Source organism: Bradyrhizobium sp. 172, from assembly GCF_023101065.1.
Lineage (GTDB): Bacteria > Pseudomonadota > Alphaproteobacteria > Rhizobiales > Xanthobacteraceae > Bradyrhizobium > Bradyrhizobium canariense_D.
Window position 1 is genome coordinate 5,758,005 of sequence record NZ_CP064701.1, and the last position, 10,644, is coordinate 5,768,648.

Genomic DNA, 10,644 nt, shown 5'->3' on the forward strand with positions numbered 1-10,644 from the left:
GGCGGCTCCGCTGAGTGGAGCCGCCACACGTTGCGTGCGCTCCGGTGGGACGGGCATGCCCCACCTTTCGCATCAGACGGGTGAGCGTCCCGTCAGAAGTGGACCTCGGTGCGCATGCCAAGAACCACGGCGTTGTCGGTCTTCACGCCCGCCGCGTTATAGCCGCGCCCACCGGGATTGATGACATACTGAGCGTCGAACTTGAGGTTCAGCCAGCCGGTCGCCTGCCATCCGTACCAGACTTCAAGCGGCACTTCGTTGCCGCCGGCGTTCGGACTGAGGGCAGCCGTGTTCACGTGCGTCGTGCCGACCGCGAAGCCGACTTCGTCCTGGGGACGCCAGGAGAACGTTCCGGTATGCCTGAAGCCCAGGGCGATCTGGTAATCCTGGTACGAGGTCCGGTGATCGGCAACGGTCGTATTGAGGAAGGTGTACCAACCTACCGCACCGGGACCGTCAACGGTCAATCGTTGCAGGATCGATTCGTAGACACCGTAGCGGCCGCGTTGATCGCTGATATTTTGATCGGGCACACCACCGACGCCCGGGATGGTGCCGATAACACCCGGAAGGCCGCCATCAATGGACGAGGCGCTGTCGTACCAGCCGCCGAGTCTCCAGGTCCCGGTCAAGGGGCCCTTCGGCGTCCAGACCAACTCCACCGGCACCATCACGCCACTGGCGGGGTTCGAGGCGGGAATGCCGGGCAAGAAGTAGACGCCCGGGTCTGACGTCGTCAGGTAACCCGGATTGGCATCGTAGACACCGACCGACACCGTGAATTCCGGCGCGATCTTGTAGTGGACGACACCGGCCCACTGGCTCACCGGCCAATTGTAGATGTAGCCGCCCTGGATGTTGCCGGGCTGACCGCCGCAGAAGGTCAGGTTGATGAACTCGCACAGGCCGAAGAAGAAGTCGGAGCCGACCGGAAGACGGCCGCCCTTGAGTTCAAGGCTGTCATCGAAAAGCTTCTGCGAGTAATAGAGCTGCGTCAGGCGCAGAATATTGCCGCGGCCGAACACTTCGTTGGTCAGCTGCAGGGCGGGAATGTCCGCTTCGGTATTCAGATTCTTGCCGAAGCGGTCGACCAGCGTGAGACCGACGGTGCCGCCGGGAATGCCGGCGAGTTTTCCCATGTCCAGCTTCGCGCCGAACCACAACTGGCCGGCGTTGGCCGCGGTATTCCTGCTTCCGCCGGAGACATTGCCGACCGATTCGTTACCGAGCGTCAGGCCGACATCGATGCCCTGCTCCTTCAGCCTGGTCCTGCCGAGATCGCCGAACAGATACGGTCTCGTCCAGAAATCGTCAGCCGCATAAGGAACAGGCGCAGCTTTCGTCGAAAAGTCGGCCGCATACACTCCACCGCAAAACAGCGATGAGAAAGCAATCCCCACACCGCACACCCCTGCGGTGTTCATAAACCTGCGCAACATTTTACTCGTCCTCCCGCCGTCTCAGGCTTTACTTGTTTCGCCTCACGCCCCTGCCCAAAGCCCTCGAGCCTGGAACGCGCTCCCTCCCCCAGCGGCCGCCGACCAGGCAGCCTTGTGTCAACTGGAGCGTGGATCTGTCATGCCCGATCAACCGTTCTCGCCGGCAATGCATCCGCGGCGCGCGGTGACGTGCCCTGGACTTGCTCCGCCAATGTCGATTTCGGCGCAGTGCGGGCGACGCCGGCCAGTGCCAGCTTGCGCCGCCGTCGCGCCTGCAATTGCTGATCCGCCAACACGCCGATCAGAATGACCGTCCCCATCACCGCGAAGTTCAGCGAATTCGGGATGCCCAGGATATTCACCAGGTTCTGCAGCACCTGCAGCAGCGCCGTGCCCAGCACGATACCGAGAATGGACCCCTCGCCGCCGCGCAGGCTGCACCCGCCCAGCACGGCGGCAGCAATCGCGTAGAGCTCGTAGAAATTTCCGAAGGAGCTCGGCGACACCGAGTTCGTGTAGAACACGAACAAGACCGTCGAAACTCCGGCGAGTCCGCCGCTGATGATATAGGCGGTTGCGATCACGATATTGGTGTTGATGCCCGAGAAGCGTGCCGCCTCCTCGTTCTTGCCGACGGCATAAAGCCAGCGCCCGTAGACCGAGCGGTGCAGCAGCACGCCAAGGATCAGCGCAAGGATGATCAGGAGGATGAAGGTGTTCGGGATTCCCGCCAAATGGCCCGAGGCGATGTTGCTCAGTGTCGCCGCCTCGTCGCCGTAACCGAAGCCGCGGGTCGAATCGCTCGTGTAATAGCGGGCGGCGCCGCGATAGATCAGCAACCCACACAGCGTCACGATGAAGGGCTGCATCTTCAGGCGGGTGATCAGGAACCCCTGGATGCCGCCGAGCACCAGCCCGCCCAGCAGCACGGCCAGCAGTGCCAGGGGCCACGGCACCTGGTAGGTCGTCAGAAGATCCACGAACACGACGCCGAGCAGCGCAAACATCGAGCCGAGCGACAGGTCGATGCCGCCGGTGATGATCACGAGTCCCTCGCCGAGCGCGAACACACCGAAGAGGCCGATCAGATTGGCCATGTTCAAGAGGTTCACCAGCGACAGGAAGGCGGGATTGATCGCGCCGGTGATGGCGGCGATCACCACCAGCAGCAATGCCAGACCGAGCTCTTTCCTGATCATGGCGCGGCCGCTTCCGCGGTTTCCAGCGCCTGGCCCATGGCTAGCCGCAACACGTTGTATTCGCTGAACTGCTCCCGCTCGAGCACGCCGCTGACGCCGCCTTCATGCATGACCGCCACGCGGTCGGAGACGCCGATGACCTCCTCCATGTCCGAGGAGATCATCACGATCGCGACGCCCTGGTCGGCAAGCTCGCGCATCAACGCGTAGATCTCGCCCTTGGCGCCGACGTCGATGCCGCGGGTCGGCTCGTCGAAGAACATCACGCGCGGCTGCATGGACAGCCATTTGCCGAGCACGACCTTCTGCTGGTTGCCGCCGGAGAGCGTCACGGCCTCCATATCGATGCTTGGCGCCTTGATGGAGAGGCGCCTGACCTGCTCTTTAGCGACCTTGCGCTCGGCCGCGCCGCTGACCAGCCACATCCGCGCGTGATCCAATAGGCTCGCCAGCGTCATGTTCTCGCGGATCGGCAGCTCCAGCACGAGCCCGGATTTCTTGCGGTCCTCCGGCACCAGATAGATGCCTTGGCTGATCGCGTCGCGCGGCGATGCGACAGCGACCGGTGCGTTGTCGATCCTGATCTCGCCGCCCAGCAGCGGGTCAATGCCGAAGGCGGCGCGGGCAAGAGAAGTGCGGCCAGCGCCCACGAGCCCCGCCAGTCCCAGGATCTCGCCATGCCGCACGGAAAGATCAACCTGCCGGTCGGGAAAGGCCGATGTCACGGCGCCGACGATATCGCAGCCGCCCGGCCGCGGCGCCTGTTTCGGCGGGGTATGCAGCGCTTTGAGGTCGCGACCGATCATCAACCGGATCAGCGCGGCATGGCTTAGCTCGTTCCGCGCCAGCTCTCCCACGGTGCGACCGTCACGCAGCACCACGACGCGGTCAGCGCAGGTCATGATCTCTCCGAGCCGGTGAGAGATATAGATCACCGAAATGCCGTGCGCCTTCAGATCGGCAATCACCTCCAGCAGCCGTTCGGTCTCCGAGATCGTCAGGCTGGAGGTCGGCTCGTCCATGATGATCACGCGGGCGTCGATCGAGAGCGCCTTGGCGATCTCCACCATTTGCCGCTCGGCGATGGAGAGGTCTTCGACCAGCGTATCCGGCGCAAAATCGGCACCCAGCCGCTCCAGCAGCGGGGTCACCCGAGCACGCATCTCGGCATTGTCCACCAGCTTCAGCGGCCCGCCCATCAGCTTCTCGCGCCCGATGAACACGTTGGCTGCGACGTCGAGATTCTCGAACAAGTTCAGCTCCTGGTGCACGAAGGCGATGCCGGCCCGCGTCGCCTCGGTCACCGTGGTTCGGGCATACTCGCTGGTGCCGATGCGGATCACGCCTTCGCTCGGCGCGATCACGCCACCCAGCACGCGCATCAGCGTCGATTTGCCGGCGCCGTTCTCGCCGATCAAACCCAACACTTCGCCGCGATAGACGCGCAGATTGACGTCGTCGAGCGCCCTGACCCCGGGATAGGTCTTGCTGATCCCGCTGAGCTCCAGCAGTGTCTCTGCCATGTCTCCGCTTTCCTCCCGCCCAAAGCCCGGCCACCGCGGCGGCCGGGCCGTGAAGCACGCTGAAGTCACTTCTTCAGCAGCTCCTTCAGATGAGCGGTAAACTCCGCAACGTTGGACTTGCTGACCACCTGGGTCGGCACGATCAGCTTGCTGTCGGCCGGAATCCAGGACTTGTCGCCGTTCAGCGTCTTGATGATGTTGATGGCGGAGAGATACCCGAACTCGTACGGCTGCTGCACGACAGTGGACTCGATCGTCCCGTCGGATATTCCCCGCAGCGTGCGCTGATCTTCGTCGAAGCCGACTATTTTCACCTTGCCGGCCTTGCCAGCCGCCTTGACTGCGTCATAGATCAGCGGAGTCTCGTAGCTCCAGAGGCCGGACAAAAGCGCGATGTCGGGATATTTGACCAGCACGTTCTCCATGTTCGCCTTGGCCTTGGCGAAGTCCACCTGGTCGGTGAACACGTCGACCAGCTCGACCTTGGTGCCGGCGATCGCGTCCTTGATACCCTGCACCCGCTCGCGGGCGTTGTCCGCGTCCATCGTGCCGACGAACAGCGCGATCTTGCCGCCGTTCGGCAACGCCTTCTTGATCTCCTCGCCTGCCTGGCGCCCGGCCGCGACGTTGTCGGTGCCGATATAGGCGAGACGCTTGCTCTGCGGCGCGTCGCTATCCGTCGTGATCAACACGGTCTTGGCCGCAACCTTGTTGAGCTCTTCGGTTGCGTGCGGCGCATCGTCGACCGAGATGGAGATGCCGGCGACGCCGCGCACCAGCAGGTCATCCAGCTCGCGCCGCTGGCCCGCCGCCGTCGCTTCGTTCGTGACGATCAACTGGATGTCGTATTCCGGGTGCTCCTTCTGAGCCTTTTCGAGCCCCCGGCCGGCGATCGTCCAGAAATCGGCCGCGGCATTGGTGACCAGCGCGATGGTCTTTTTCTGCTGGGCCTGCGCCGCCCCCGTGGCGATGGCCAGCGCAGCTGCGGTCGCAAACAGCGACACCATTAGTTTTTTCAGCGATTCGTTCATGTACACCTCCCTTGGGTCACCCCGTTCAGGGGTTTCACAGCGCTTATGCGCTATCTTTTATTTACGTCGCGAACAAATGTCGCAGGGCAAACCAGCCGGATCAGGATGTACTTGCCCCTTCTTCAAGTCTAAATAGTACAGACGGTACGATAATAGTAAATATGGCTGCTGAAAACCGAATCCGATTGTGCTTTTCCGGTCACACACGCATCCCATCCCTCAATTAAATTTACCTGATGAATTAAAGAGGCAGCATGGTTGACCAAATTGAGCCGTCCAGACGCGTGTCAAACACCGCCCGTGAATCCAACCGCGGCCGTCTCGTCGATGTCTTGCGACGCCAAGGGCCGCTGCCGCGCGTGGCGCTCGCCCGGAGTACAGGGCTGAGCTTCCCGGCCGTTTCCGGCCTGACGTCGCGGCTGATCGCAGAAGAGTTGCTCTGTGAGAGCGAGACGGCGGCAACGCCGTGGTCCGAGGACGGCGAGGAAGAAGATGCGGACGGGCTGAATGGCCGCCGCCGCGGCCGGCCGGCCGTGCTGCTGACCCTGAATCCGGAGTTCGGGCGCATCGCCGCGGTCTCCGTGCGCATGAACCTGATCGAGACGCTGATCGCGGATTTCCGGGGCTCCGGCGTCGCGCAGTCGCGACTTGCACTGTCGACGCGCGCGCTCGATGCAGGCGCGCTGCGCGATCTCGTGATTGCGCAGATCAATGCGCTGCTCGATGCGACGGCGACGCCGCGCCATCGGCTGTTGGGAATCGGGATTGCGCTGCAAGGCATCGTGAACGTCGACACCGGCACGACACTGTGGAGTCCCGCGCTGTCGATCACCGAAGTCGATCTGGCGACGCCGATACGTCAGGCGTTCGGCGTCGATGTCGTCATGGCGAACGACGCTGTCGCGGTCGCGCTCGCCCTCACGGCCGCCGAACCGGCATTGGCGCAAGGCCTCTCGGCCACGATCATGGTCGGTCACGGCATCGGGATGGGCGTCGTTGCCGATGGTGAAGCACGTTGGGGCGCCGGCAGCGAGATCGGCCATGTCAAGCTGGCGCCGGACGGGCCGCAATGCCGCTGCGGCCAGCGCGGCTGTATCGAGGCTTATCTTGCCGATTACGCGCTCTACCGCGACGCCCGCACCTTTCTCGATCTGCCGCCGGCGGACTCGCAGCAGCCATCGGAGGGACAGATGGCCCTGTTGCGCGAGCGCGCGCTGGGCGGCGATCCACGTCTCGAGCACCTATTCCTGCAGGCGGGTCGCGCGCTCGCCGAGGCGGTCGCAGCAACGATATCCGTGCTGCGGCCGCACCATGTCATCCTGGCGGGTCCAGGCCTGATGGCATTCGACATGATGCGCCACGCCTATGAGGAGCGGCTTGAGCAGGCGGTGTTGCCATGGCTGCTCAGGTCCACGGCGATCCATCTGCGTCCAAGCGAATCGGCGGTCATTGTCGAGGGCATGGTGCGACGGACGCTGCGGGTCGTGGACCAAAACCATATGGAAGCGACCGAGTAAGCGCCGAGAGCTAAGCGCTGGCTGGGGCGGGAGGGATCGAACCTCCGAATGGCGGAATCAAAACCTGCCCGATTATATAGTGATTTCAAGGCGCATTTGGAAAAAATGGTCGAAACACGCTCCAGTAATTTCAGTAGGTTGGCTAGTGTTTCCAAATGAAAAGGGGGCAGCTAGCGATCGATCGAGCAACGCAGCTGCCCTTCAGATTCGCTTAGTCATGGCGCGCGCTATCACGCATGCAAGCGCCTTGGCGTAAGCGTCTGAAGAACCCGATAAAGCGGCTCATTGAGAGACAGCCACAGCGGTAGAACAACCAATAACGTACCGGTCGCACCCTGGGCTTAACCAGCTGAAATTGGGCATTCGTCGCACGACATGGTGCCTCATTGCACTGTCTATGGTCCGCGTGGTCGGAACGTGCATTCGCGGGGCGAACCTTGGCATCTGTTGGTGCCCTATCTCCTGAAGCTATCCTCAGAACGGTTCACGGCGCGGCCTGGCGCCTTTTTCGTTCCGATTGATCCAATCTTCGGGTACCCTATTCTATCCGCGTCGGCGGAACTGCTGAAGTTGATAGATGGCTCCACGGAGAATGGAGATGGGCCGGCTCGATAAGCAGATGGATCCCTTCCACCCTGCCGCTCATCTGACTACGGAGGATCGCGTCCCCGAGGATCTAGAGCTTGAGCAAGTCGACACGGCGTCGTTAGTTGATCCGGCCCGAGAGGAAGCCGCCTCGTCGCCCGCGCATTTTGGGTCAGGCCGGTCGGCGGCAAGCGTAACGGGCTCTACCGACTGGATGCACCGAGCACGCCGCATCTGGCGGAGCCATCTCCAGCGCGAACAACTCCCCCGGACGGCCGGACGGTCGATGGGAAACTTTGAGCGGTGGTTGATCGCATTGCTGAGCGTCGGCTTTGTCGTGGGCTGCGTTTGCGCGATCATTGTCTTCATGCAGGCCAACGCGCGCAAATTGGAGATCGCAGCACTGCAACGTGACATCATCGCGCTCAAGCTACGCGTAGCCAGGCTCGATCAGATCGCAAGCACCAATGAGATACGTGAAAAAGCAAGCAGTGAAACATCCAAGCCGCCGTCGGAGACCCGTCCTGACCAGGCTCCGCTCATCCTATCACGTGAAGAGATTCAGCTTATCCGAGACTATATCAAGCCTGCACCAGTTGCAGGCTCCGCGACTGCGACGATCAAGGTCGGCGAACCCGTCGTGGGAGACACCGTTCCGTTTCCCTCTCCGATCACGGAGAAGGTGCGGAAACTGCTCGGCGCACGATTTACCGTTCGCAATGGCGTTGTTGTCATCGTCCGCAGCGGCAGCCGTCACGCTGATGCTGTGATTGGGCCAAATTGACGAGAACTGGCCGTGATCGCAGTATCCGGTCGATTGCTTATGGCTGGTTGTTTGGTGGTCTTTCAATGAACCGCCGGCTGCCATTGAGAAGCTCGAGGTTGTTGGCGATGACCGGATTACCTGGGTCGAGTGAATAGGCCTTCTCGAATTTCCGTCGCGCTGCATTCAGATTGCCGCGCAGCATGTACGAATATCCCTGGTCATTCAGAATCTGAACGGTTTCGCCTCCCAGCCGGATCGCTTGCGCATAGGCCTGATCGGCCAGGTCGAAACGACGGATCCGGTTCATAACTCGCAGCAGCACAGTCCAAAGGCTCCGCCCGGGTCGCTTCCCTGCGAACAGGGAATTTTACAGGGAAAACGATGACGTGGCGGGCTATTTAGCCAAGGGAATCTACGAAAACTCTCCGCGACTCCAAGCTGTTGCGGCACCGGACGCTCGAATCCATAACAGGGAAATTTTCTGATGTGATCAGGGAATGGGCACCCGCCTGAACAGGGAAACTGTACCCGAGTAACCGTCCATCTCTTCACATACTTTTTCTGTGGTTTGTAAACACGATCTGTTCTCGCGCTCGATTTGCAGATGAGGAGAGCGAGATGGTGGGCGAGAACGGAGCATGGACCAGAGCGACGCTTTCTGGCGGGCGCATCACCCATTGTGAGGCGGAGCGCATCCCACTCAAGGCCGCCTGGGCTGAGGCATCCCTGTTCGGCGCTCGACGCTGCATAGAACTAACCATACGGTCGATGGCAGCGCTTCAGCAAGCAGCAACGTCAAGTAAGCCGCACTAACGGACGTGTTTTTCGCGGTAAGCGGCGGGTTCGTCGAAGCCCGTGGCGATCAAACGCGCCGCCGTCCCTCCTGAAGCGCGTGATGGCGCTGCAGTTGGGCCTCGCCGCCTGCGATCAATTCGCCCGTGTGCTGGTCGCCATCTCGATCCGCTGACGGTCTTCATGGCGGGCCCTTATTGCACGCGCTGGCGTAGGGAAGCCCACGAGCCAGTCGACTTCCGTCGATGGCAACGACACGTATCATTGAGCTAGGACAGGTTCGAGATGCGCCACCCCGTGCAGGTTCGCAGCTAGCGACCCGGCAGGAGGCCAACGCAGCTTTCGGCTTGGCTCGACTCGCATCCCACTCCCCTTCCTCGACCTACGGGCATAACTCATGATGGCACCCGTAAATTTCCCAGTGTCGCCCGCCTCGGACCGGCGGGAAGATAAGACCATGAAAATCTCGAAGCCAAAGGAATGGAGCGAGCTCGAACGCAGGAGGCTTTCGGCGATGATCCGCCGGCGGTACGGCGCGGCGGAAATCGCCGCAGCTCTTCGCCGGCATGTCGGCTCAGTCAAGCGGATGGCGCGTGCAATGGGGTTACTTTTGAAAAAATGACGTCGAGGTAATTTCTTGAGTTTATTGCAAGAGACAAGAGAGGGAGGATCCAAGCGCCCTCCCGAGAGCGGCCGTTCGCTGCCGTGCACCACCGTGTTTGTCCGGACTTGCCTAAGCATGGTTGCCGCCGAATGTTCTATTTTAACCTAAGAACTTCACCCTTGATGCGGGCGACCTTAATGCGTGGGCATGCTGATGCACAATGGGGCTGGTCCGGACTGGTCCGACTGGCCGGCTACGGACAAATGTATGATCCCGACGCGGGACCGGGCGGCGCCCCTGTAAGTTTTCTGCTTAGCAACGACCAATTCAACGATTTGATGAGGGCTTTCCCTGGCCCTTCCCGCGACGGCCATGAGGTCGATATTCGCAAAGAGCTGGATGGGCTTCGCGAACTCATTCTGAAGGAAGACAAGCGCCTAGCTCAGCAACCAAGCCGAGCCCAGATTCACGCGGCGCTGGACCAATTCGCGTGCCTCGTATGCGAGTTTCTCAACTGCGCGCAGAAAGTTGACTTCGATTGGGGCGCTCAGAATCCGCCGATCGAACCCGCGGGTCCCCTGAGCCTCGCCTATTCCTTTCCAAGCCGATTGCGGGCGCTTGCAGGCAGCGCCAGGCAGGCAGGCAACGCTGAGCTTATCATGTTGGCCGATGCGGCCGACCGCCTCGCGCAATACCTTACCCTGCTGAACGAGCCCGCACAGCATAGGATCTTTCAGGATAAGACCTTTCGGGACTTCCCCAACCCGTGCCATTACGAAGTGCGGGAATTCGCTGACGCCATGCGGATCGCCCACCAACTCAAGCGTGCGACCCGAAGCGCGCTCGAAACCAGCAAAAAATGCGGCGGACCGCTCCCGCGGCCGATGCTGCTGTACGCCGTAATTTCCCTCGGCGAGCTAATCGAGCGCTACGGCGGCAGATTCACCCACAATCCCTATTTGGGCTTAGAGTATAAGGGCACCCCCCAGACGGCCGCCGGACAGTTTGTGCTGAATTTTTTGCGAACCTGCGTTCGGTCCATCACCGCACCAAGTGTCTGCAGCCTGATGGCCGCCGCCATCGAACGGCGAAATCGCACCCGCGATCGCAAATCGGGGATCAGGTCCACGTCCTTCTAAGTGCATTCTGCCGGCCTTCCGCCAATATGCCGACAGGCATATCGCACAC

At 61.6% G+C, this 10,644-nt stretch carries 9 protein-coding genes; 4 read left to right on the forward strand and 5 right to left on the reverse strand.

What is annotated here, in order from left to right:
- Positions 1 to 92 precede the first annotated feature (92 nt).
- The 4 genes from IVB07_RS27670 to IVB07_RS27685 form a co-directional block, all read right to left on the reverse strand.
- Complete coding sequence (locus tag IVB07_RS27670; RefSeq protein ID WP_026233545.1) at positions 93 to 1,439, reverse strand: carbohydrate porin; 1,347 nt, start codon at positions 1,437 to 1,439, stop codon at positions 93 to 95.
- 137 nt (positions 1,440 to 1,576) lie between these two features.
- Positions 1,577 to 2,638: an ABC transporter permease gene (locus IVB07_RS27675; RefSeq protein WP_018458260.1), complete on the reverse strand. Its 1,062-nt coding sequence runs from the start codon at positions 2,636 to 2,638 to the stop codon at positions 1,577 to 1,579.
- Positions 2,635 to 4,161: a sugar ABC transporter ATP-binding protein gene (locus tag IVB07_RS27680; RefSeq protein ID WP_085352050.1), complete on the reverse strand. Its 1,527-nt coding sequence runs from the start codon at positions 4,159 to 4,161 to the stop codon at positions 2,635 to 2,637. The genes IVB07_RS27675 and IVB07_RS27680 overlap by 4 nt, the downstream gene beginning before the upstream one ends.
- 65 nt (positions 4,162 to 4,226) lie before the next feature.
- Positions 4,227 to 5,192: a sugar-binding protein gene (locus tag IVB07_RS27685; RefSeq protein WP_085352214.1), complete on the reverse strand. Its 966-nt coding sequence runs from the start codon at positions 5,190 to 5,192 to the stop codon at positions 4,227 to 4,229.
- Between the two features lie 254 nt (positions 5,193 to 5,446).
- Between IVB07_RS27685 and IVB07_RS27690 the strand changes: the two genes are divergently transcribed.
- Positions 5,447 to 6,709 (forward strand): ROK family protein, encoded by a 1,263-nt coding sequence (locus tag IVB07_RS27690; protein WP_026233544.1) that lies wholly within the window; start codon positions 5,447 to 5,449, stop codon positions 6,707 to 6,709.
- A 598-nt stretch (positions 6,710 to 7,307) separates the two neighbouring features.
- A complete protein-coding gene (locus IVB07_RS27695) occupies positions 7,308 to 8,078 on the forward strand; it encodes a hypothetical protein (protein ID WP_026233543.1) in 771 nt (256 codons plus the stop codon).
- 37 nt (positions 8,079 to 8,115) lie between these two features.
- Here the strand turns inward: IVB07_RS27695 and IVB07_RS27700 are convergent, their stop codons facing one another.
- Positions 8,116 to 8,382 carry a tetratricopeptide repeat protein gene (locus tag IVB07_RS27700; protein ID WP_247441146.1) on the reverse strand — a complete coding sequence of 89 codons (267 nt, stop codon included), beginning with the start codon at positions 8,380 to 8,382 and terminating at the stop codon, positions 8,116 to 8,118.
- A gap of 927 nt (positions 8,383 to 9,309) precedes the next feature.
- Between IVB07_RS27700 and IVB07_RS27705 the strand changes: the two genes are divergently transcribed.
- Together IVB07_RS27705 and IVB07_RS27710 are read left to right on the forward strand one after the other, a co-directional pair.
- The gene (locus IVB07_RS27705; RefSeq protein WP_247363511.1) at positions 9,310 to 9,474 is read left to right on the forward strand and encodes a hypothetical protein; all 165 of its coding nucleotides are present in this window, start codon (positions 9,310 to 9,312) and stop codon (positions 9,472 to 9,474) included.
- 131 nt (positions 9,475 to 9,605) lie between these two features.
- Positions 9,606 to 10,595 (forward strand): hypothetical protein, encoded by a 990-nt coding sequence (locus IVB07_RS27710; protein WP_247363512.1) that lies wholly within the window; start codon positions 9,606 to 9,608, stop codon positions 10,593 to 10,595.
- The last annotated feature ends 49 nt before the right edge of the window (positions 10,596 to 10,644 follow it).